A 22,770-nucleotide genomic window follows, 5' to 3' on the forward strand; every position below is an offset into this window, starting at 1 on the left:
ATGCGTGCCCTCCGTTGGCACGACAAAGGCGAGGTCCGAGTCGACACGGAAGCGTCCCTTCCTACTCTCCAACAGCTGGCTGCGGTCAGCGAAAGTGTCATATGCGCATACTGAAAAAGCGTTCGCCGTCTTTGGCGGCGACGACCCTTCATGCTCTTGCGGAATATCCGTTCGCCTCCGCGCTCATCGCAGCAGCCGGCCTGATGGCTGCGGCCGCGGTCGTCAATCGGCGGCTTGCCGACAAGGCACAACGCGATAACCCGCCACAAGGACGGTTCATCGACATCGACGGCGTTCGCCTGCACTATGTCGAGCGCGGATCCGGACGCCCTTTGGTCCTGCTCCATGGCAATGGCAGCATGATCCAGGATTTCGAGTCGAGCGGCTTGATCGACCTCGCCGCGAAAGACTATCGCGTCATCGTGTTCGACCGTCCCGGCTTCGGCCACAGCCTGCGGCCGCGCAATGTGGTGTGGACGCCTGCGGCGCAAGCCGATCTCTTCAAGGACGCGCTTGCGCATATCGGCGTCGAAAAGGCGATCGTGCTTGGACATTCCTGGGGAGCGTCGGTTGCGATCGCCCTGGCAAGCAGACACCCCTCGACGGTCGAGGCCTTGATCCTGGCATCGGGCTATTATTTCCCGACCGCCCACACCGATGCCATGATGGCGATGGCCGGGCCGGCGATACCGGGATTCGGCGATATCCTCAGTCACACGATTTCGCCAATCCTTAGCCGCCTGATGTGGCCGGCGATGCTGCGACAGCTGTTCGGACCGAAATCCGTCCCGCAAAAATTCGACGGCTTCCCTAAGTCACTGGCCGTGCGTCCCTCGCAGCTTCGTGCCGGCGCCGCCGAGGCGGCGCTGATGGTCCCTGCGGCAATGCTGTCGGCGAAGACCTACGGCGAACTGGCCATGCCGGTCACCATCCTGGCCGGCGAAGACGATCGCCTCATCGACATCGACGAGCAGTCGGGCCGTCTGCATGACGAGATCAAGCACAGCAAGATGCACCGTGTCCCGGACGCGGGTCACATGATCCAGCAATCGAACACGGCCGACCTGATGGCCGCAGTCGAGGAAGCCGCGGCCGGAACGTTGCATTGAGACGGGAACGCCCCTACTCCGCCGCCTGACGCACGTGGCGCGCGGTCGGGGTGCGCATGGTGACGAGCTCTTCGGCCGCGGTCGGATGCAGCGCGATGGTCGCGTCGAAATCGGCCTTGGTCGCCTTCATCTTCACCGCGATCGCGACCGCCTGGGTGATCTCGGCGGCGGCGTCACCGACGATGTGGCAGCCGAGCACGCGGTCGGACGTGCCATCGACGACGAGCTTCATGAGCACGCGGGTATCGCGGCCTGACATCGTCGCCTTGATGGGGCGGAAGGTCGTCTTGTAGATGTCGACGTGACTGAACTGCGCGCGCGCTTCGGTCTCGGTCAGACCGACGGTGCCGACCTCCGGCTGCGAGAACACCGCAGTCGGGATATAGGCATGATCCACCCTCGCCTCGCGCTTGCCGAACACGGTGTCGGCGAACGCATGACCCTCGCGGATCGCGACCGGCGTCAGATTGTGGCGATGGGTGACGTCGCCGATCGCATAGATGCTGTCGACCGAGCTCTTCGAGAAATGGTCGACCGCGATGCCGCCGTTCTTCGGATTGATGGCGACGCCGGCCTTCTCCAGGCCGAGATTGGCGACGGAAGGATGACGGCCGATCGCGAACATCACCTGGTCGGACGCAACGCTCGAGCCGTTCGACAGATGGGTGGTGAATTCCTCGCCATGGCGATCGACCTTCGCCACCGTGCAGCCTGTGAGAATGGTGATGCCCTGCTTCTCCATCTCGCTGCGAACGTGAGTGCGGACATCCTCGTCAAAGCCGCGCAAAATGTTGTCGCCGCGATAGATCACGGTGACGTCGGAGCCGTAGCCCGCGAAGATGCCGGCGAATTCCAGCGCGATGTAGCCGCCGCCCTGGATCACGATCCGCTTCGGCAGCATCTTGAGGTGAAACGCCTCGTTGGAGGAGATCACGTGCTCGATGCCGGGGATCGAGGCGCCATGGTTGGGCGCGCCGCCGGTGGCGATCAAAATGTATCTTGCTGTAATCTTCCTGTCGTTCTCGAGCAGGCGGACGGTGTGCTTGTCCTCGATCACCGCACGGCTCTTGACGATCTGCGCGCCCGACTTCTCGACATTCGTCGTGTAGGCCGCCTCCAGCCGCGCGATCTCCTTGTCCTTGTTGGCGATCAGCGTCGCCCAGTCGAAGCTCATGGACGGAATGGTCCAGCCGAAGCCGGCGGCGTCCTCGATCTCGTGACGGACATGCGAGCCGATCACGAACAGCTTCTTCGGCACGCAGCCGCGGATCACGCAGGTGCCGCCCATGCGGTACTCTTCCGCGATCATGACGCGGGCGCCGTGGCCGGCCGCGATGCGGGCGGCACGCACGCCGCCCGAACCACCACCGATGACAAAGAGGTCGACGTCGAATTCAGCCATTGTCCACTCCGACCTCTTTCAGGAACTCCCTATCAGATAGGTACTGTCAGATTTCCTTGCCACGCTTGCGCATCTCGGCGCGGAAGGCGCCCATCACGGTCTCGGCGAAGTTCTGGGCCCAGGAGTTCATGAAGGCCATGCTGAGGCCGATGGCGCGCGGCTCGGCGTCGATCAGCTTCTTGCCGAGCGGCGACTTGTAGAAGGTGACGAGGTCCTTCAGCTCCTGCTCGGTGAACTCGCTGGCATAGATCTGCGCCATGCCTTCGCCGATCTCGTTCTGGCGGCCGTTGAGCTGCTGGGCGACGACCCCTGCCACCTCGTTGAGATCCTTCTGATAGTTCAGGTTCTGCTGGATCAGCGCGATCTTGGTCTTCTCGACCAGGCCGGGCACGGCGCCTTGATACATCGCCGTCGCGTTCTTGATTTGCAGAATTTCCCTGGCCGCCGCAACCGCCGCCGGCGAGGCCTTCGGCTGAGCCGGCGCCACGGCGGCCTTGGGCTGGGCCGGCGCCGGCTGCTGCGCCATGGCCGGGGCAGCCGAGAGGGCCAGTCCCGCAGCGAGGGTCGCGGCCGGCAAGAATTTCAAAACGCTCTTCATTCCTAGTCTCCTTTCGGCTTTCGCCGTTCGATCACGCGAATTCCCTCGCCACCCGCCAGAACAGCCGAGCTGGCCAAGCCGATGAACAACCCATGCTCGACCACGCCGGGGATGGCGCTCAACGCCTTGGCGAGGCTGGGCGGATCCACGATCCGTCCGAGCTGGGCATCGAGGATCCAGTGGCCGCCATCGGTGACGAAAACGTGGCCATCCTTGTCCCCACCCTTGGCCTTGCGGACCGCCATTTGCCCGGAAACGCCGCACTGCGCAAATGCCGTCTCGATCGCCCGGCGCGTCGCCCCGAGCCCGAACGGGATGACCTCGATCGGCAGCGGAAAGCGGCCGAGCGTCGGCACCCATTTGGTGTCGTCGGCAATCACGATCATGCGATCCGATGCGGCCGCCACGATCTTCTCGCGCAGCAGCGCGCCGCCACCGCCCTTGATCAGGTTGAGCTCGGGATCGATCTCGTCGGCGCCGTCAACAGTGATGTCGAGATGATCGATCTCGTCGAGCGTGGTCAGCGGCACGCCGCAGCGCGTCGCATCGAGGCGCGTCGCCTCGGAGGTTGGCACACCGATCACCTTGAGTCCGGCCGCGACGCGCTCGCCGAGCAGCTCGACGAAATGCTTGGCGGTCGAGCCGGTGCCGAGCCCGAGTTGCATGCCGTCACGCACCTCCTCGAGGGCGCGCGCCGCAGCCTGCCGCTTCAACTGGTCCATGTTCACGATGCGCCGCCCCTGAATTGAGAGTGTGCCGCCGATAGGTTGCTTGCGGCGGCCTATGTAGCCTCGTTTTCCGCGCGGGAACAGGCCTATAAGCTGATCTTATGGCATCGCCCCTTGCGCCGGCACGGCCGGACCGATAGCGCTTGGACCATGACCTCCCCTCACACCATCGTCTTCGATCTCGACGGCACGCTCGTGGATACGGCGCCCGACCTGATCACCGCGTTGAACTACGTGCTCGACCGCGAAGGCCTGCCGCCCGTGCCGATGCAGTCAGCCCGCAACATGATCGGCGCCGGCGCCCGCAAGCTGATCGAGCGGGGCCTGGAGGCCGAGGGCCGCATCGTCACGCCTTCGGACATGGACCGGATGACGGCGGATTTCATCGCCTATTACGCCGAGCATATCGCGGTCGAATCCCGGCCTTTCGAAGGGCTCGAGACCGCGCTCGACCATTTTGCGGCGCAGGGCCATCGCCTGGCGGTCTGCACCAACAAGCTGGAATGGCTGTCCAAGAGCCTGCTGGACCAGCTCGACCTCAGCCGCCGCTTCGCGGCGATCTGCGGCGCCGACACCTTTGGCGTCCAGAAGCCCGATCCGGCCATTTTCCGGGAAACGGTGGCCCGCGCCGGCGGCGAGGTCAAAGCCAGCATCATGGTCGGCGACGCCGGAACCGATGTCGGGGTAGCCCGGCGCGCCGGGGTGCCCGTGATCGGGGTCAGCTTCGGCTACACGGACGTGCCGATCGCCGAGCTGAAGCCGGACCGGCTGATCCATCACATGCGTGACCTGCCGGCCGCAGCCACCAGCCTGATGACGCCGCTGGGTTCGGCAAGGTCCTGAAATCTCAGCAAAAAGCGAAGATACCCCCGCGTTAACCAACTATTAACTATGCGCGGCGCGCCGGTTGCCTGCCCTCAGCGACGTCCCTAAGGTCCGCCCGGGATGTGGCGGTTCGTCGCAGTAGAAGTGGGTGGTTGATGCGTCGTGTGATCGCGATTGCGCTAGCGGGAGCGAGCCTCCTGGGGGCAACAAGTCTTGGTGGCTGCTCCTCGATGTCCTGGGACATGTTCAAATCGGCGCCCCCGACCATTCAGGTCCGGCTCGAATCCAATCCCCCGGGGGCTGATGCCTCGACCTCGCTCGGTCCGGGCTGCAAGACCCCCTGCTCGGTCTCGGTTCCCGCCCCGGACGCGCCGTTCACGGTCGCCTTCGCGCTGCCCAAGTACCAGCCGGCGAGCGTCCCGGTGAACATCATCAAGAACCCCGGCGATCTCACCACGCCCGCCTCGGTCACCACCGATCCGAATCCGGTGTTTGCGGAACTCCAGCCGGCGGTGCCGCCCAAGCCGGTGAGGAAAGCGCACCGGCCGAAGAAGCCGAAACCGGTCGCAGCCGCGCCCGCGGCCGCCGAACCGGCCGCCGCCGGCTCGCCGTTCCCCGATCCGAACGCGAGCAATCGCTGATCCAAGGGCTGAGTTACGTATACCACCCGATTGTCCTAGCCGCGTCCGATGCTTAGATTGCTTTCAGAGCACCGTTGAAGCAAAGGTGCGCCCGTCGCCGTAAGTGACAAGGCATTTGGTATGAACGGATCTTCCGCGAACCCCCGCGCAGCGCTGTCCAGCGCCATGACCGATCCGTTCGGGCGGACCATCAGCTATTTGCGCGTTTCCGTCACGGATCGCTGCGACCTGCGCTGTTTCTACTGCATGTCGGAAGACATGACGTTCCTGCCCAAGGCGGACCTGTTGACGCTGGAGGAGCTCGACCGGCTCTGCTCGGCCTTCATCGCCAAGGGCGTCAAGAAGCTGCGACTCACCGGCGGCGAGCCGCTGGTCCGCCGCAACGTGATGACGCTGGTGCGCTCGCTGTCGCGCCATCTGTCGAGCGGCGCCCTGAGCGAGCTGACGCTGACCACCAACGGCACGCAACTGGCAAAGTATGCCAGGGAGCTCGCCGATTGCGGCGTCCGCCGCGTCAACGTCTCGCTCGACACGCTCGATCCCAAGAAGTTTCGCGAGATCACCCGCTGGGGCGAGATCGACAAGGTGCTGGAAGGCATCGAGGCCGCGCGTGCCGCAGGGCTCGCCGTGAAGATCAACGCGGTGGCGCTGAAGAACCTCAACGAGGACGAGCTGCCTTCGCTGATGCGCTGGGCCCACGGCAAGAACATGGGCCTGACGCTGATCGAGGTCATGCCGATGGGCGAGATCGGCGCAGGCCGGATCGACCAGTATCTGCCGCTGTCGCTGGTGCGCGCGCGCCTCGCCCAGCAATTCACGCTGACGGACCTGGCCGAGAGCACCGGCGGGCCGGCGCGCTATGTCAGCGTCGCCGAGACCGGCGGCAAGCTCGGCTTCATCACGCCGATGACCCATAATTTCTGCGAATCCTGCAACCGGGTGCGCATCACCTGCACCGGCACGCTGCACACCTGCCTCGGCCACGAGGATGCCTCCGATTTGCGCAAACCTCTGCGTGCATCGGACGACGACATGCTGCTTGCGGATGCGATCGACCGCGCCATCGGGCTGAAGCCCAAGGGCCACGATTTCATCATCGACCGCCGCCACAACCGCCCCAGCGTCTCCAGGCACATGAGCGTCACCGGCGGCTGAGGATCGGCCCCGCTCCGCTAACCTAAGCTTTTGACGGCGCGTCAATTTGTCCATTTTCCAATTGACGACACGTGACGCCACTGATTTGGTGCGACCGCCTTTGCTTGCCCGGCAACAATAAGCCGGCCCGCCCGTTGGCGGTCGCGGTCAAGACGGCAAGGCACGAGGGGAGGACTGACGCCGCAATCGCTCCGGAATACAATCCGTGCGGTCGTGTGCATCTTGCACGCGAGCCGAGCGATGCGTGCTGAAGCCTTCCGTGAAGTGTAAGGCCGCGACGGAGAGAAAGTAAGATGCGTCCATTGCTGGCGCTGAGCAACGCCATCGACGCCCTCAACGAAAAGATTGGGTACGTCTGTAACCTGCTCGTGCTCCTGGCGTGCCTGGTCAGCGCGGCCAACGCCATGATCCGCTACGCCTTCAACGACTCGTCGAACGGCTGGCTCGAGCTGCAATGGTACATGTTCGCCATCCTCGTGATGTTCGGCTCGGCCTACACCTTCAAGCGCAATGAGCATGTGCGGGTCGAGATCTTCTACCTGACCCTGTCCGAGCGGGGCCAGCTCTGGCTCGACATGATCGGCACGCTGTTCTTCCTGATCCCCTCCTGTCTCCTGCTCGCCTATCTGTCCTGGCCGTTCTTCATGCAGGCCTATAGCGTCGGCGAGACGTCTGCCAATGCCGGCGGCCTGATCCGCTGGCCGATCAAGTTCGTGATCCCCGCCGGCTTCGTGATGCTGGCGCTCCAGGGTGTTTCCGAGGTCATCAAGCGTATCGCGGCTCTCCAGGGCTATGTGACGATCGACGCCAAGTACGAGAGGCCGACCCAATGATTACGCTGGAGATGATGCCGCCGTTGATGTTCGGCGGCCTGGTTCTGGCGATGCTGATCGGCTTCCCCGTCGCCTTCACGCTGGCGGCCGTCGGCCTTTCCTTCGGCTTCCTCGCCATCCATCTCGGCTTCTTCGATCTCAACTTCCTTCAGGCGATTCCCGGGCGCGTGTTCGGCAGCGTGCTCTCCAACGAGCTGCTGCTCGCGATCCCGTTCTTCACCTTCATGGGCGCCATATTGGAGAGATGCGGGCTGGCCGAGGACATGCTGGATTCGATGGGCCAGCTGTTCGGCCCGATCCGCGGCGGTCTCGGCTATTCCGTCATCATCGTCGGCTTCATCCTCGGCGCCATCACCGGCACGGTGGCCGCGCAGGTGATCGCCATGGCGCTGATCTCGATGCCGGTGATGATCCGCTACGGCTACAACATGCGCTACATCACCGGCGTGCTCGCTGCCTCCGGCACGATCACGCAGCTGGTGCCGCCCTCGCTGGTGCTGATCGTGCTCGCCGACCAGCTCGGCAAGTCGGTCGGCGACATGTATCTCGGCGCCTGGGGCCCCTCGGTGTTCCAGATCATGCTGTTTGCCGGCTACACGTTCATCCTCGGCCTGATCAAGCCGGGCCACGTGCCGCCGGTGCCGAAGGACGCGCGCACGTTGACCGGCTGGCCGCTGTGGAAGAAGTGCCTGATGGGGATCATCCCCTCGGCCGTGCTGATCTTCGTCGTGCTCGGCACCATGATGATGGGCCTTGCCACGCCGACCGAAGCCGGCGCGATGGGTGCCGTCGGCGCCATCGTGCTCGCCGCGATCCACCACAAGGACTTCACCTCGACCGACCGCAAGATCCTGATAACAGGCGTGATCGCCGCCGGCGTCGGCATCATCGTCGCGATGATGATGAGCGAGAATTTGATCTTCAAGCTCGCCTTCGCCCTTACCTATCTGGCGGTGGCGTGGATCTGCATCCGGGCCGCGCGCATCCCCGACCTGCGCGACCTGATCACGCAAGGCTACCAGTCCACCATGCGCCTCACCTGCATGGTCACCTTCATCCTGATCGGCTCGACCTGCTTCTCCGTGGTGTTCCTCGGCGTCTCCGGCGGCGTCTGGCTCGAGCACCTCCTGACCTCGCTGCCCGGCGGCGTCTGGGGCTTCCTGATCTTCATCAACCTCTTCATCTTCTTCCTGGCCTTCTTCCTCGACTTCTTCGAGATCGCCTTCATCATCCTGCCGATGATCGCGCCGATCGCGCAGAAGATCCTCGCCCCCGTGGTGGGACCGGACGCGGCGCTGATCTGGTTCGGCGTGATGCTCTGCGTGAACATGCAGACCTCGTTCCTGCATCCGCCGTTCGGCTTTGCGCTGTTCTACCTGCGCGGCGTGGCGCCGAAGGAAGTGAAGAGCTCCGACATCTACTGGGGCGCGATGCCCTGGATCGGCCTCCAGCTGATCATGGTGATGCTCGTGATCATCTTCCCGATCACCGTGACGGGCCTGCTCGACAAGCCTCTCAACGTCGATCTCGACAAGGTCAAGATCGAGGTGCCGCAGATCGAGCTGCCGCCGCTGGATCTCGGACCGCCGCAGAAGTAGCGGCCATGACCATCGCCGTCATGTTCCGCCTCGGCGGTTCATGACGCGCGCGTCCGCGCACGTGACACGCGCCGCAAACACGGGCATACCGGGCCATCCTCCAACTGATGGACCGCCGCGCATGTCCCGATCGCACCCTGCTCCGTCGTTCACTCCCTTGATCGCATCGCTCTGGCTGGCATGTGCCGCAACGTTTGCGCATGCGGAACCGATGACCGATGTCCATGCATTGGCGCAAAAGGAGCAGCAGCCGCTGCTCGACACGCTGCGCGATCTCGTCGGCATCGAATCGGGCAGCAAGGACGTCGACGGCCTGGAAAAGATTGCCGAGCGCGTTGCCGGCCAGCTCAAGCAGCTCGGCGGCACAGTGGAGATTTTGCACCCCACCGACATCTATCGCCTCGACGACACGCCCGAGACAATCGGCCCGGCCGTGCACGCCGTGTTCAAGGGCACCGGCAGCAAGAAGATCATGCTGATCACCCACATGGACACGGTGTACCTGAAGGGCATGCTGAAGGACCAACCGTTCCGCGTCGACGGTGACAAGGCCTACGGCCTCGGCATTGCCGACGACAAGCAGGGCGTCGCGCTCATTCTCCATACCGTGGCGATGCTCCAGAAACTCAACTTCAAGGATTACGGCACGCTCACGGTGCTCACCAATGGGGACGAGGAGATCTCCTCGCCCGGCTGGCGCAGCACCATCGCCAAATTCGCCGCGGATCAGGACGTGGTGTTCTCGTTCGAAGGCGGCGGCACCGACGGCACGCTGCGCCTCGCCACCAGTGGCATCGGCTCGGCCTATCTCACGGTGCAGGGCAAGTCCTCGCACGCGGGCGCGCGGCCCGAGGGCGGCGTCAACGCGCTGTACGAGCTCTCGCACCAGGTGCTGCAGATGAAGGACCTGTCCAAGCCAGAGCAGGGCCTGAAGCTGAACTGGACGGTCTCCAAGGCCGGCACCAACCGCAACGTCATCCCGGCCGACGCCACGGCCCAGGCCGATGCGCGTGCGCTCAAGGTCGCCGATTTCGACGAGTTGCAGAAGGCGCTGCAGGAGAAGATCAAGAATCGCCTGCTGCCCGACTCCAGGGTCGAGCTGAAATTCGAGGTGCGTCGTCCGCCGTTGGAAGCCAACGACGCCTCGCGCCGCGTCGCGGCCTACGGCAAGACGATCTATGGGGAGATCGGACTGTCCCTCAAGGTCGACGAGAAGGCGACCGGCGGCGGCACCGACGCCGCGTTTGCCGCGCTCAAGACCAGCGGAGCCGTGGTGGAAGGCATGGGCCTGTCGGGCTTCGGCGCGCACTCCAACGATGCCGAATATGTGCAGATCAACAGCATCGTGCCGCGGCTTTATCTGGCCACGCGCATGATCATGGACCTGTCCACGGGTAAGCTGAAATAGCGGCCGCCCTAAAGTGGACGCCGATGCAAAGCATCGGCGTTATGAGGACGGCGGCCGAAGGCCGCCTATGCCACCCTCTCCCACATCCGCCTTCGCCAAGGCTTCGGCGGACATGAGGGGAGAGGGGCCGCCTGCCCTCTCCGCCAGCCGAAACCGCAGCGTGAACTCCGCGCCGCCACCGGGAAGGTTCTCCACCGCCACCGTCGCGTCATGGTCCTCCGCCACGCCGCGCACGATCGAGAGCCCCAGACCGGCGCCGTCGCTGCGCTGGCGGTCGGCGCGCCAGAAGCGCTGGAAGATCAGCTCGCGCTCGGCGTCCGCGATGCCGGGACCGCAATCGCGCACGCGCACTACACCGTCGTCACCGACCTCGACATCGACGGACGTATCCTTTGCGGTGAACTTGATCGCGTTTTCGGCGAGGTTGAAGATCGCGCGCTGGAGCATCTCGGAATTGCCGTGGACCATCACCGGCGCGTCGGTGCCCCTGAGTGCGATGTCCTTGTGCTGGGCGAGCGCGAACGGCGCGATCGCGCCGACCACCTCGGTGCAGACGGCGCGCAGGTCGGCGGTCTCGCCGGGATCGAGCACCAGCGTGTCGAGCTCGGCGATCTCCAGCAGCTGGGCGACGATGCGGCTCATGCCCTCGATGTCGGCATGCAGCGCCTGCCTTGCCTCGCGGTCGCCGAGCGTCTCGATCCGCGTGCGCAGGATCGCAAGCGGCGTGCGCAATTGATGCGCGGCATCCGCGGTGAACTGGCGTTGCACGCGAAAGCCGTCCTCGAGGCGATCGAGCGCCTGGTTCACGGCGGTGACGAGCGGCATGATCTCGCGCGGGATCTGCTCCGTCGGCAGGCGGATGTCGGTGCGCGCCGGGCCGATATTGCTGGCCTCCTCCGAGGCCTTCCACAGCGGCGCGACCGCACGGCGGAAGATGATGATGTCGGTCGCGAGCAGGATCAGCAGGATCGGGATGGTGATCCACCCGACCCGTCGGAAGAAGTTCGAGATGATGTCGTCGATGATGACGTCGCGGTGCGAAAGATCCTCGGCGACGCGGATGCGCACCGTCCTGCCCTCGATCACGCGGCTCACGCCGGCACCGGAAATCGTCTCGGACAAGCGCGGCGGGGCGGTATCACCGGTCTTTCGCCGCGACGAGAACAGCACGCGTCCCTCGGAATCGCGAATGTCGTACTGGTAGCGGCCATAGGCTTCCGAATAGAGGCCCTTCAGACTGTCGGGCAGATTGAAGGTCAACGTGCCGTCTGCCTGCGGGACGATGCGCTCGGCGAGCACCTCGGCCTGGGCGCGCATGGCATCGCGGTGCAGCTGGTCGACCTCCGAGTTGAGCAGCCAGAACAGCACCAGCGGCAGGAAGATCGCAACCACCGCGACCGCCACGATATGCAGGAACACGATGCGCGAGATCAGCGATTTGAACGTCGGCATGGCGAATGACCGGGCGGCGGACACGCTATTTCTCCTCGGCCATGAGATAGCCGACGCCGCGGATGGTGTGGATCACGACCTTGGCGCCGTGTTCGGTGAGCTGCTTGCGCAGCCGCGAGACGTAGACCTCGACGGCGTTGGAGGCGACCTCGCCCTCGAGTCCGAAGATGTGATCCTCGACGTTCTTCTTCGGCACCACCCGCCCCTGCCGGCGCAGCAGGATCTCGAGCACCGAGGCCTCGCGCGCGGAGATGATCCGCGGCTGGTCGTCGATGAAGATCTGGCGGCTCTCGGTGTCGTAGACGAGGTTGGCCAACCGCAGCGAGCGGCCGAGCAGCTGGCCCGGCCGGCGCAGGATCGCCTCCAGCCGCGCCACCAGCTCCTCCATCGCGAACGGCTTTGCGAGATAGTCGTCGGCGCCGCTGCGCAGGCCGTTGACGCGATCCTGCAAGCCGCCGCGCGCGGTCAGCACCAGCACCGGCAGCGGCTCCATCTGCCGGCGCAGCTCGCGCAGCACCGACAGGCCGTCGCCGTCGGGAAGGCCGAGGTCGAGGATCATCGCGGCATAGCTGACGCTGCCGACCGCCTCGCGCGCCTCGGCCGCGCTGCTCACGATGTCGCTCTCGTAGCCGGCCGCCGACAGCCCAGCGGCCACCAGCCGCGACAGCTCGGCATTGTCTTCGACGATCAGAAGGCGCATCTCAGTCCCGCCGGATGTTCCGGAGTCATCTTACGGCCAAGGTTACGGCCAGGGCCGCATCATCGCTCTCTTCCACCATTCCGGACGCCTCGGCCAGCGAAAAAACACGCGGCGGGCCTTCCTGTCAGGCTCACGTAAGCCGATCAGAAGTGTCCTGATAAAGCCGCGATGCCGGCCGGTGGAGCGCAACGAGACGGCATTGCCGCTTACAGGCCTCCGACGGTCATCCACCACGCACGCGGGTAGGATCGGATTCCAAACCCGAGCCCACCGCCGGTGAGCGCCTGATCCCGATGATATGGATCAGTTACTATCCAGGACTTGTTTGCTAATTTGCCGGATATAGGCAAATTTCTGTTCCAGGACGGAGGGACGAGCTTCATGAGCAGGCCGGTCAAGACTGAAGGCGAGCTGATCGCAATGGCGAGGGCCGAGTTGAAGGTCCACGCCGACTGCCCCGATGGAATGGCGATTTCCATCGTTCGCGATGGCACCTCCTGGGAGTTTCGCGCCGACGCGGATCAGGCCACGTCCGATCGACCCGGCTACCCCGAATGTGTCGCCATGCTGGTCCAGATCGGCGATCACCTCAGCAAGCAGTATGACATCGGGGATTAGACCGACCTCGACGCTTCGAACATGCGCGTAGCGACTTCAGAACGCGCGCTCGATCACCAGCGTCAGACCAGCTGCGAATCCCATCACGACAAGCAGCGGAACTGCCGTTTCAAAGAACGGCAGCGCCATCCATCGGTGCGACTGCCCGTGGCTGATCCTGACCTGGCTCTCAAAACGCGGCACGGACCCCGGCTCCGCGATCATCGCCTGCTTCAGCTGATTTGTCCTGACGCATCAGGCTGTTGGCAGCATCCACGGAGCCTCTTGCCATGTCCCCTCGTCTATTGAGGATGGGGTCGTTTTTCATGTTTTGAGTCTGTCACCTCCAGAGCTGCGACCGCAACGCCCCGCAGCCTTCGCTCCGGGGCGCTGCATGCGACAGAAGTCGCGATCAGCTCTGCGACCGCCGCGCCATGAAGATGTCGTAGCCGACTTCCGCGACCTGGAACCAGGCGTAGCCATCGCCGGTGAACTTGGCGAGAGAGTCGTGGACCTTCTTGAAGTTGGCGTTGGTCGCACCGACTTCGGCGTGCAGCTCCTTGGCGGCCTTGTAGCAGGCCTCCATGATCGGCGGCGAGAAGGCGTGCAGCTTGGCGCCGTTGGCGAGCAGCTTCTTCAATGCGAGCGGATTGGCTGTGTCGTAGCGTGCCATCATGTAATTGTTGGCGTAATGGCCGGCCTGCTCCAGCACGCTTTGATAGTACTTCGGCAGCGCATTCCACTTGTCGAGATTGACGAAGGCCAGCAGCATCGGCCCGCCCTCCCACCAGCCGGGATAGTAGTAGTGCGGCGCGATCTTGTAGAAGCCCAGCTTCTCGTCGTCATAGGGACCGACCCATTCGGCGGCGTCGATGGTGCCCTTCTCCAGCGCCGGATAGATGTCGCCGCCGGCGAGCTGCTGCGGCACAACGCCGAGCTTCTGCAGCACGCGGCCGGCAAAGCCGCCGATGCGGAATTTCATGCCCTTGAGATCCTCGGGCGTGTTGACCTCTTTCCTGAACCAGCCGCCCATCTGGCAGCCCGTGTTGCCCGCAAGCAGCGAGACGACGTTGTAGCTCTTGTAGAATTCGTTGAGGACTTCCCGTCCCCCGCCCTGCATGTACCAGGCCTGGTTGATGCGCATGTTGGGCCCGAACGGCACCGCCGAGCCGAAGGTGAAGGTCGGGTCCTTGCCGAAATAATAGTACGAGGCGGTGTGGCCAATCTCGCAGGTGGCGTTCTGCACGGCGTCGAGTACCTGGAGGCCCGGCACGATCTCGCCGGCCGCGAAGATCTGGATCTGGAATTTGTTGTCGGTGGCTTCCGCAACCATCTTGCACATCATCTCGGCACCGCCAAAGAGCGTGTCGAGCGATTTCGGCCAGCTCGTCGGCATGCGCCATTTGATTTCCGGCATCGACTGCGCGATCGCGGGAGCGGCGAGCGTGGCGGCGCCGGCCGCACCAAGTCCTGTGACCTTGATGAAGTCTCTTCTCTTCATGATTTCCTGCCCTGATGGATCTGATTGTGAAGCCTTCTTGCCGAGGCTTGGGGCCAGCATGACGCAAGGCCCAACGGAATTCCATCGTCATCGCACTGCGGCAGAGAAAAAGCCTGGCCTCCTCCGGAGGCGCGAGTCTTGCGGCGTGCGACTTAAGGCGTAGCGCTTGGATCATCAGCCGCGGGTGCGCGAGCGGAGGGCGCGTCAGCAGATTTTCTGGAAGCGCGGCCGCCAGCGCGGCAGCGCGACCGGCGGCAGCACGTAGCTCTTGCCCTCGGCCGAGATCGTCAGCGGCTGCCCGGAGTCCAGAAGATCGAAGAGGCGATTTTCCAGCGCGCGCCATTTGTCTTCGGCAAGCCCGGGATAGCCGAGGTCCGGCTGGTTGAACATTGTTGTGTCCGGCGGGAAGGACTCGGGACCGGCGTAGTTGAAGCCGGCAAAATCCATCTGCGTCTTGCCGTTGGCGATCGTGATCGAGGCCTTGGTGTGGTCCTGTTTCGGCGCTTCCCCCGGATAGACCGCATCCATCTCGAAATGCGCGCCGCAGCCGATGCGAAATACTGTTTTGCCCCTGGTGTCGTAATAGCCGAGGTACGGCCGATCCTGGCGATCGATCTCGAATTTCCAGGCACCCTTCCAAATATCTTTCGACATACCGCCGGCCGCCGATGCCGCGGACCACCCGAGCCACGTTACAGCGACAACGATTCCAAGCAGCCTTGCATGCGTCATCATGGCAAGCCCCCAACGCGATCCGCGATCGTCACTCCAGGGATCATCGGACAAATTTCGGATTCTGCGATGATCGCTTTCTGGCACTGTTTTGCCCGACGAATCAAGCGGCTTCGCAGAGCGCAGCCAGTGCCGCGAATGCAATGCGGCGGGGCCAAGCTGCGCTCGCAATGACGGGGGGCCGATGCGGCGCGCCAAATGACGATGTCGTTCCGGTCGCCGTCGGGCAAATCGCCCCGTCGGCACCGGCTGCTCCATGATTGCTCTGTCCCGCTGATTTGCCCCGCCCCGTCAAACTGTTGGCAGCATCCACCGAGCAAGGCGCCCCGGCCCCACTTCTACTGTGCATGGGGTTGTTTTAGACATTTTTTGTTTCTGACCCTGGATGCACCAGCAAAGAAAAAGCCCGGCCTCGTCTGGAGGCCGGGCTTTCCGATCTTGCGACTTCTTCGAAGATCAGCCGCGGGTGCGCGAGCGGATCATGAAGCTGTCGTAGGTGTACTCGGCAACCTGCCACCACAGATATTCATCGGAGCGGTAGGCCTGCATGGCGTCGATCGACTTCTTGAAGTCGGCGTTTTTGGCCGAGATCTCGCCCCACAGCTCGTTGGTCGCCTTGAGGCAGGCTTCGAGCACCTCGTTGGTGAAGGGACGAAGCTGCGTGCCGCCGGCAACCAGACGCTTCAGCGCCGACGGGTTCTGCATGTCGTAACGCGCGGCCATCCAGCTGTTGGCATTGGCCATCGCGTTGGTGAGGATCGCCTGGTAGTTCTTCGGCAGCGAATTCCACTTGTCCAGGTTGGTGAAGGCGTGGACGGTCGGACCGCCTTCCCAGAAGCCCGGATAGTAGTAGTACTTGGCGACCTTGGCGAAGCCGAGCTTCTCGTCATCATAGGGGCCGACCCACTCGGCGGCGTCGATGGTGCCCTTCTCCAGCGCCGGATAGATGTCGCCGCCGGCGAGCTGCTGCGGCACGACGCCGACTTTCTGAAGCACCTGGCCGGCGATGCCGCCGATGCGGAATTTCAAGCCGGAGAGATCGGCAACCGTCTTGATCTCCTTGCGGAACCAGCCGCCCATCTGGGTGCCGGTGTTGCCGCAGGGGTGGCCAATCACGTTCGACTTCTTGAAGAACTCGTTGGCGAGCTCGTTGCCGCCGCCCTGGTACAGCCACGAATTCTGCTGGCGCGCGTTGAGGCCGAAGGGCACCGAGGCGAAGATCGCGAAGGTCGGATCCTTGCCGACATAGTAGTACGACACGGTGTGGCACATCTCGACCGTGCCGTTCGAGGTCGCATCGAGCGCCTGGAGGCCGGGGACGATTTCGCCGGCCGCGAACACCTGGATCTGGAATTTGTTGTCGGTCATTTCGGCGACGTACTTCGCCACCTGCTCGGCACCGCCATAGATCGTATCGAGCGACTTCGGGAAGCTCGAGGTCAGGCGCCACTTGATCTCGGGCGATGATTGAGCGATCGCCGGCGAGGCCACCGCGGCTGTCGCCGCCGCGCCTGCTGCCGACACTTTCAGGAAATCACGACGCTTCATTTTCAGGTCTCTCCTTGCTGGGGCGTTCCCCCGAACTTCCTCTTTGCCGCCGCTCATTCCGGCGACGCGCTTGGGCCGCGTCGAACCGATGGGGCTTGACTGCCGTGGGCGTTTAACACGGAAGCCCCGCCTGCGGAACGCGACATTGGCATGACGGGGCTCTACGAAAGTCGCATGTCCCCAATGGATTGGCGTCGCCCCGCTCAGGCCGCCGCGATGGCGCCCTTGAGCTGGTCCCGAACCTGGCCCGCAATGGCGCGGTAGATCGCCGCATGGGGGCCGTCCGGCTCGCTGTCGACGACGGGATTGCCGGCGTCCGAGGTAGCGCGAATCGCCATGTGCAGCGGGATCTCGCCCAGGAACGGGACTCCGAGCTTCTCGGCCTCGTGGCGCGCTCCGCCATGGCCGAAGATGTCGGATTTCGTGCCGCAATGCGGGCACTGGAAGTAGCTCATGTTCTCGACGATGCCGAGCACGGGCACGTTGACCTTGCGGAACATCGCAAGCCCCCGCCGCGCGTCGATCAGCGACAGGTCCTGCGGGGTCGAGACGATCACGGCGCCCTTCAGCGGCACGTTCTGCGCCAGCGTGAGCTGGGCATCGCCGGTGCCCGGCGGCATGTCGACGACGAGCACGTCGAGGCTACCCCATGCGACGTCGCGCAGCATCTGCGTGACCGCCGACATCACCATCGGACCGCGCCAGATCATCGCGGTCTCTTCCTCCACCAGGAAGCCGATCGACATGATCGCGAGGCCGAAGCGCCGGAGCGGAATCATCTTGCGCTCGCCATCCAGCTCCGGCTTGTCGCGCAGGCCTGTCAGCCGCGGCACCGAGGGGCCGTAGATGTCGGCATCCAGAAGCCCGACCTTGAGGCCGAGATCGCGCAGGCCCAGCGCCAGATTGAGCGCGGTGGTGGACTTGCCGACGCCGCCCTTGCCCGAGGCGACCGCGATCACGGCGGCGACGCCCGGAATCTCCGATTGCCGCGCCATCGGCGATTGGCCGCCCTGCGGCGGCTTGTGGGCATGGACCGGCTGCACGCCCGGCGTGCCGCGGCTTGGCGTGGGCGGCGGCGGAGGTGCAGAGCCCGGCTTGCGCTCGGCGGTCAGCGCCACCATCACGGTGGTGGCGCCGGGAATGGCGCGCACGGCGGCCTCGGCCTCGGCCCGGACGGCCTCCCAGGCCCGCGCCTCCGCGGCATCGACATTGATCGAGAAGAACACCTTGCCGTCAGAGGCGCTGATCGCGCTCAGCACATTGGCATTGGGAAGCGCAACCCCGCGCGGCGATTTGATCCGGGCGAGGCTGTCGAGAACCTGTTGCTGCGTCACGCTCAAAGCGCATCTCCTTGAGTCCAGGATGTGCCCCATTAGAGCGGAAACGGCCAAAAGGCTACTGCCTGCCGATATCGTCAGCCATCTCGGCGGGCGCCGCCCCCTGCTCCAGGGCTGCCTCGTAATTCAGCTCGATCATCACCCCGTTGGGGTCGTGCACGAAGATCTGCCAGAGGTCGCCGCCGGGCACCTGGCGGGAGTCGAATTTCATCCCTTTGGACGTCAGCCGCTGCTTCATGCCGTCAAAACCGCGGCTGACGAAGGCGACGTGGTGGACAACGCCGGAATCCGGCTTTTGTGGCTCCGAGGTCGGAGAAATATCGACGAGGTGCACCACCGGCTTGCCCTCGCTGTACATCCAGGCACCCGGGAAGGCGAAATTCGGCCGGGCGCCTTTTTCCAGGCCCAGCACATCCTCGTAGAAGCGCACCGTCTCGGCCAGATTACGGGTCCGGATGTTGAAATGATCGAGGACGCCAACGCTCACGCCGCCCATGCTTTCGCTCCCTTTTTTTGAAGTCCTTTAGTCCCGCCATCCTAGCACAGGGGGCCGCCAAACGAAGCCGTTGCCCTCTGCCCTCAAGGGTTTATGGTGCGCCCCGATCCGCCTTCACGGCGGAACCCGGCGCGCCCCGCCCGGCAAGAACCGTAAAACCCAAACTACGGACAAGGTACCACACATGGCTAAAGTCGCTTTCCTCGGTCTCGGCGTGATGGGCTTCCCCATGGCCGGACACCTCGTGAAAAAAGGGGGCCATGAGGTCACCGTCTACAACCGCACCGCGGCCAAGGCGAAGGAATGGGCGGACAAGTTCGGCGGCAAGACCGCGGCGACCCCGAAGGCCGCCGCCGAGGGCCAGGATTTCGTGATGTGCTGCGTCGGCAACGACAATGACCTGCGCGCGGTCACGATCGGCCCCGACGGTGCCTTCGCCGGCATGAAGAAGGGTGCGACTTTCGTCGACCACACCACCGCCTCCGCCGAAGTCGCGCGCGAGCTCGACGCGGCCGCCACCAAGGCCGGCTTCAAGTTCATCGACGCCCCGGTCTCCGGCGGCCAGGCCGGTGCCGAGAACGGCGTGCTGACGGTGATGTGCGGCGGCGCCGAGGACGCCTATGCCGGCGCTGAGCCGGTGATCACAGGCGCCTATGCGCGGATGTGCAAACTGCTCGGGCCCGCCGGCTCCGGCCAGCTGACCAAGATGGTCAACCAGATCTGCATCGCCGGCCTCGTGCAAGGCCTCTCCGAGGGTATTCACTTCGCCAAGAAGAGTGGCCTCGACGTCGCCGCGGTAATCGAGACCATCTCCAAGGGGGCGGCGCAGTCGTGGCAGATGGAGAACCGCTACAAGACCATGAACGAGGGCAAGTACGATTTCGGCTTCGCGGTCGAATGGATGCGCAAGGACCTATCGATCTCGCTGGCCGAAGCCCGCCGCAACGGCGCCACCCTGCCGGTGACCGCGCTGGTCGACCAGTTCTACGCCGAAGTCGAGAAGATGGGCGGCAAGCGTTGGGATACGTCCAGCCTGCTCGCGCGCCTCAACCGCTGACACCTGACCATCTGAACGACCTTGCTGATCGCGATCGCCGCCATCTTCGTCCTGGCCTATGCGGCGATCGCGCTCGAGCACCCGCTTCGCGTCAACAAGAGCGCTTCCGCGCTGCTCGGTGCGGGCCTGCTCTGGAGTGTCTACGCGATCGCGACGGGCGACCACGCGCTGGTCGGCCGCCAGCTCGACGAGTCCGTCGGCTCCACCGCGCAGATCGTTTTCTTCCTGATCGGCGCCATGACCATCGTCGAGGTGATCGACGCCCATGACGGCTTCGAGGTCATCACCTCGCTGATCCGCACCACGAGCCAGGTGGCGCTGATCTGGCTGATCGGCTTCGTGACGTTCTTCCTGAGCGCGATCCTGGACAATCTGACGACCACCATCGTCATGATCTCGCTGATCCAGAAGCTGATCGCCCGTCGCGACGACCGCCTGCTGTTCGCCTCCCTCATCGTCATTGCCGCCAATGCCGGCGGCGCCTGGACCGTGATCGGCGACGTCACCACGACCATGCTCTGGATCGGCGGGCAGATCTCGCCGCTGAGGATCATGAGCGCGGTGTTCCTGCCCTCGCTCCTCAATCTGCTCGTGCCGCTCGCCTTCATCAGCTTCTCGCTCAAGGGCAAGACCATCGCGCCGCCGTCGAAGGACACCGGGCTGCTGGCTGTCGACCGGTTCGAGCGCAACCTGATGTTCTATCTCGGGCTCGGCACCCTGATCGCGGTGCCGGTGTTCAAGGCGGTGACGCATCTGGCGCCCTTCATGGGCATCCTGTTCGGGCTCGGCGTGCTCTGGCTGGTCGGCGAGATCGTGCACCGGCACAAGGACGAGCATGTGCGCCAGCCCCTCACGCTGGTGCATGCGCTGGAACGGATCGACATGACCTCGATCGTGTTCTTCGTCGGCATCCTGCTCGCGGTCGCCTGCCTCGACCATGCCGGCCTGCTCTCGATGCTGGCCAAATGGCTCGACGCCACGCTCGGCCGACAGGACGTCATCGTCGTCGTGCTCGGCCTGCTCAGCGCCATCATCGACAACGTGCCGCTGGTTGCCGCGACCATGGGCATGTACGACCTCGCGCATTATCCGCCGGACAGCTTCATCTGGGAGTTCATCGCCTATTGCGCCGGGACCGGCGGCTCGATCCTGATCATCGGCTCGGCCGCGGGCGTTGCCGCGATGGGGCTCGAGCGGATCGAGTTCCTCTGGTATGCCCGCCGCATCGCTGGCCCCGCGCTCGCCGGCTATCTGGCCGGTGCGGTGGTGTACATCGCGCAGTACGCGGCGCTGCATTGAGCGGTTCGGACCGGCTCCAGATTAACGCCCGGTTAACGTAATTCTTTAGCTCCTTAAGTCAGCTCTTAAGGATTTCTTGCCAGAGATAGACAATGCAGAAGGCCCGCGTCCGGCGTGGGCAGGAATCGTGTTGCTTGATGAGTAACCCCGCTGAAAAGCCTGAGGTTGTGCAGCTTCCGGCCGAGCCGGTAAGCGCTCCATCGGCGAGCAGCCGAAGGGCTGCGGCGCAGCGGGTGCGCGAGGCGCGCGATAAGTTAACGTCGACCAGTGGAACCCGACCGGCTTTCGACGCCGAGATGCTGCGCCAATATGCCCAGACGCGGCTGTCGGCCTCCTATGTCGTGATGCTGCTGGTGGTTGCGACCGGCGTGCTGTTCGGACTGTGGATGCAGCCGATCCCGGCCGCGGCCTGGACCGCCGGCATGCTCTGCATCCACGGCGCGATGATCCGCAGCTGCCGCCGGTTCCTGACCGAGCCCGCCTCGCCCGCCGCGACGCGCGCGTGGCGAACACGCTTCGTCGTGCTCGACCTGCTCTACGGCCTGTGCTGGATGGCGATCCTGATCCATCCCGTGCTCGACATGGTCACGGAAACGCTGATGATGTTCCTGATGCTGCTGGTGATCGCAGTATCGAGCATGCTCGCCGCCAATCTGCCGATCGCCGCCCTTGCCGCCACCGCACCGGTCGCAGTCGCCATGGCGCTGAGCTTTGCGGTGACCGGCTCGCTGGACAATTACATCCTGGCCGCACTCGCGCTCGCCGCCGAAGGCTATTTCGTGCTGCTGGCGCATCGCCTGCATTCCTCGACCTTCGCCACGCTCGAGGCGCGCGCCGAGAAGGACGCGCTGATCGGCGAACTGGAGCAGGCCAAGGCGATCTCGGACGAAGCGCGCCACCGCGCCGAATCCGCCAATGTCGCCAAGTCGCGCTTCCTCGCGCAGATGAGCCACGAGCTGCGCACGCCGCTGAACGCGATCCTCGGCTTCTCCGAGGTGATGAAGAGCGAGATTTTTGGCGCGCATGCCGTGCCGGTCTACAAGGAGTACTCGGCGGACATCCATAATTCCGGCGTGCACCTGCTCAACCTCATCAACGAGATTCTCGATCTGTCGCGGATCGAGGCCGGCCGTTACGAGCTGAACGAGGAAGCCGTGTCGCTGGTCGGCATCGTCGCCGACTGCCACCATCTGATGAAGCTGCGCGCTTCCAGCCGCGGCATCACCATCCACGAGGTATTCGAGCAGGCCATGCCGCGGCTTTGGGCCGACGAGCGCGCGATCCGCCAGGTCGTGCTCAACCTGCTCTCCAACTCGATCAAGTTCACGCCGCAGGGCGGCGAGATCTGGCTCAAGGCCGGCTGGACAGCTTCGGGCGGACAATATCTCTCGGTGAGGGATACCGGCTCCGGCATCCCCGAGGACGAGATTCCGGTCGTGCTCGCTTCCTTCGGCCAGGGCTCCAACTCGATCAAGTCGGCCGAACAGGGCGCAGGGCTGGGCCTGCCGATCGCAAAGAACCTGATCGACCTGCATGGCGGCACGTTCACGCTGAAATCGAAGCTGCGCATCGGCACCGAGGTGATCGTCACCTTCCCGCCGGAGCGCGTGATGAGCGCGCTGGCGCCGCTGTCAGATGATTCTCCGCCGCTCCAGCCGGAGGGCTCCCTCGCGCCTGACGAGAAGCGCCGGCCGCGCCACAAGCCGATCATGAGCGCAGGCACGGGCTCTTAACGATATGCTTGCAGAAATGCC

At 64.5% G+C, this 22,770-nt stretch carries 22 protein-coding genes; 11 read left to right on the top strand and 11 right to left on the bottom strand.

Translation table 11 applies throughout. The features are described from left to right. Nucleotides 1–101: 101 nt before the first annotated feature. Complete coding sequence (locus ACFLEY_RS27935) at nucleotides 102–1,109, top strand: alpha/beta fold hydrolase (protein WP_060911527.1); 1,008 nt, start codon at nucleotides 102–104, stop codon at nucleotides 1,107–1,109. A gap of 13 nt (nucleotides 1,110–1,122) precedes the next feature. Here ACFLEY_RS27935 and gor read toward each other — a convergent pair whose 3' ends face one another. From gor to rpiA, 3 genes are read right to left on the bottom strand one after another with little or no spacing between them, the layout of a single operon-like run. After that, a complete protein-coding gene (gene gor, locus ACFLEY_RS27940; protein WP_060911526.1) occupies nucleotides 1,123–2,511 on the bottom strand; it encodes a glutathione-disulfide reductase in 1,389 nt (462 codons plus the stop codon). 46 nt (nucleotides 2,512–2,557) lie between these two features. Continuing rightward, nucleotides 2,558–3,109, bottom strand: a complete 552-nt coding sequence (locus ACFLEY_RS27945; RefSeq protein WP_060911525.1) for a DUF2059 domain-containing protein — start codon at nucleotides 3,107–3,109, stop codon at nucleotides 2,558–2,560. Between the two features lie 2 nt (nucleotides 3,110–3,111). Then, nucleotides 3,112–3,837, bottom strand: a complete 726-nt coding sequence (gene rpiA / locus ACFLEY_RS27950; RefSeq protein ID WP_011086536.1) for a ribose-5-phosphate isomerase RpiA — start codon at nucleotides 3,835–3,837, stop codon at nucleotides 3,112–3,114. 150 nt (nucleotides 3,838–3,987) lie between these two features. On the opposite strand from rpiA, the gene ACFLEY_RS27955 reads away from it, so the two are divergent. From ACFLEY_RS27955 to ACFLEY_RS27980, 6 genes are all read left to right on the top strand, one after another. Beyond that, the gene (locus ACFLEY_RS27955) at nucleotides 3,988–4,680 is read left to right on the top strand and encodes an HAD family hydrolase (protein ID WP_060913043.1); all 693 of its coding nucleotides are present in this window, start codon (nucleotides 3,988–3,990) and stop codon (nucleotides 4,678–4,680) included. Between the two features lie 137 nt (nucleotides 4,681–4,817). After that, a complete protein-coding gene (locus tag ACFLEY_RS27960; protein WP_060911524.1) occupies nucleotides 4,818–5,303 on the top strand; it encodes a hypothetical protein in 486 nt (161 codons plus the stop codon). Between the two features lie 120 nt (nucleotides 5,304–5,423). Then, a complete protein-coding gene (moaA, locus tag ACFLEY_RS27965) occupies nucleotides 5,424–6,458 on the top strand; it encodes a GTP 3',8-cyclase MoaA (protein ID WP_060911523.1) in 1,035 nt (344 codons plus the stop codon). Between the two features lie 293 nt (nucleotides 6,459–6,751). Further along, nucleotides 6,752–7,291, top strand: a complete 540-nt coding sequence (locus ACFLEY_RS27970; protein ID WP_011086532.1) for a TRAP transporter small permease subunit — start codon at nucleotides 6,752–6,754, stop codon at nucleotides 7,289–7,291. Continuing rightward, nucleotides 7,288–8,889, top strand: a complete 1,602-nt coding sequence (locus ACFLEY_RS27975; protein ID WP_060911522.1) for a TRAP transporter large permease subunit — start codon at nucleotides 7,288–7,290, stop codon at nucleotides 8,887–8,889. Before ACFLEY_RS27970 ends, ACFLEY_RS27975 begins: the two co-directional genes overlap by 4 nt. Before the next feature lie 121 nt (nucleotides 8,890–9,010). Further along, nucleotides 9,011–10,297, top strand: coding sequence for a M20/M25/M40 family metallo-hydrolase (locus ACFLEY_RS27980; RefSeq protein ID WP_060911521.1), 1,287 nt, complete (start codon nucleotides 9,011–9,013; stop codon nucleotides 10,295–10,297). 39 nt (nucleotides 10,298–10,336) lie between these two features. Here ACFLEY_RS27980 and ACFLEY_RS27985 read toward each other — a convergent pair whose 3' ends face one another. Together ACFLEY_RS27985 and ACFLEY_RS27990 are read right to left on the bottom strand one after the other, a co-directional pair. Beyond that, a complete protein-coding gene (locus tag ACFLEY_RS27985; RefSeq protein ID WP_249163290.1) occupies nucleotides 10,337–11,749 on the bottom strand; it encodes an ATP-binding protein in 1,413 nt (470 codons plus the stop codon). A 25-nt stretch (nucleotides 11,750–11,774) separates the two neighbouring features. Further along, a complete protein-coding gene (locus ACFLEY_RS27990) occupies nucleotides 11,775–12,449 on the bottom strand; it encodes a response regulator transcription factor (RefSeq protein WP_011086528.1) in 675 nt (224 codons plus the stop codon). A gap of 381 nt (nucleotides 12,450–12,830) precedes the next feature. On the opposite strand from ACFLEY_RS27990, the gene ACFLEY_RS27995 reads away from it, so the two are divergent. Beyond that, a complete protein-coding gene (locus ACFLEY_RS27995; RefSeq protein ID WP_038966237.1) occupies nucleotides 12,831–13,067 on the top strand; it encodes a hypothetical protein in 237 nt (78 codons plus the stop codon). 36 nt (nucleotides 13,068–13,103) lie between these two features. Here the strand turns inward: ACFLEY_RS27995 and ACFLEY_RS28000 are convergent, their stop codons facing one another. The 6 genes from ACFLEY_RS28000 to ACFLEY_RS28025 form a co-directional block, all read right to left on the bottom strand. Next, nucleotides 13,104–13,271 (bottom strand): hypothetical protein, encoded by a 168-nt coding sequence (locus tag ACFLEY_RS28000; protein ID WP_171901253.1) that lies wholly within the window; start codon nucleotides 13,269–13,271, stop codon nucleotides 13,104–13,106. 187 nt (nucleotides 13,272–13,458) lie between these two features. Then, nucleotides 13,459–14,547 carry a TRAP transporter substrate-binding protein gene (locus ACFLEY_RS28005; RefSeq protein ID WP_028170831.1) on the bottom strand — a complete coding sequence of 363 codons (1,089 nt, stop codon included), beginning with the start codon at nucleotides 14,545–14,547 and terminating at the stop codon, nucleotides 13,459–13,461. A 204-nt stretch (nucleotides 14,548–14,751) separates the two neighbouring features. Beyond that, nucleotides 14,752–15,537, bottom strand: coding sequence for a hypothetical protein (locus ACFLEY_RS28010; protein ID WP_249163289.1), 786 nt, complete (start codon nucleotides 15,535–15,537; stop codon nucleotides 14,752–14,754). Nucleotides 15,538–15,735: 198 nt separating this feature from the next. Continuing rightward, nucleotides 15,736–16,827: a TRAP transporter substrate-binding protein gene (locus ACFLEY_RS28015; protein ID WP_028170829.1), complete on the bottom strand. Its 1,092-nt coding sequence runs from the start codon at nucleotides 16,825–16,827 to the stop codon at nucleotides 15,736–15,738. Between the two features lie 203 nt (nucleotides 16,828–17,030). Beyond that, nucleotides 17,031–18,167 carry an Mrp/NBP35 family ATP-binding protein gene (locus tag ACFLEY_RS28020; RefSeq protein WP_060911519.1) on the bottom strand — a complete coding sequence of 379 codons (1,137 nt, stop codon included), beginning with the start codon at nucleotides 18,165–18,167 and terminating at the stop codon, nucleotides 17,031–17,033. Nucleotides 18,168–18,222: 55 nt separating this feature from the next. Then, nucleotides 18,223–18,660, bottom strand: coding sequence for a VOC family protein (locus ACFLEY_RS28025; RefSeq protein ID WP_011086522.1), 438 nt, complete (start codon nucleotides 18,658–18,660; stop codon nucleotides 18,223–18,225). 184 nt (nucleotides 18,661–18,844) lie between these two features. On the opposite strand from ACFLEY_RS28025, the gene ACFLEY_RS28030 reads away from it, so the two are divergent. From ACFLEY_RS28030 to ACFLEY_RS28040, 3 genes are all read left to right on the top strand, one after another. Beyond that, the gene (locus ACFLEY_RS28030) at nucleotides 18,845–19,717 is read left to right on the top strand and encodes an NAD(P)-dependent oxidoreductase (protein WP_011086521.1); all 873 of its coding nucleotides are present in this window, start codon (nucleotides 18,845–18,847) and stop codon (nucleotides 19,715–19,717) included. Nucleotides 19,718–19,738: 21 nt separating this feature from the next. Beyond that, the gene (nhaD, locus tag ACFLEY_RS28035) at nucleotides 19,739–21,016 is read left to right on the top strand and encodes a sodium:proton antiporter NhaD (RefSeq protein WP_211433978.1); all 1,278 of its coding nucleotides are present in this window, start codon (nucleotides 19,739–19,741) and stop codon (nucleotides 21,014–21,016) included. A gap of 137 nt (nucleotides 21,017–21,153) precedes the next feature. After that, nucleotides 21,154–22,749, top strand: coding sequence for a HAMP domain-containing sensor histidine kinase (locus ACFLEY_RS28040; protein ID WP_038966223.1), 1,596 nt, complete (start codon nucleotides 21,154–21,156; stop codon nucleotides 22,747–22,749). The last annotated feature ends 21 nt before the right edge of the window (nucleotides 22,750–22,770 follow it).

The organism is Bradyrhizobium sp. YCK136 (assembly GCF_044570075.1).
GTDB lineage: Bacteria > Pseudomonadota > Alphaproteobacteria > Rhizobiales > Xanthobacteraceae > Bradyrhizobium > Bradyrhizobium diazoefficiens.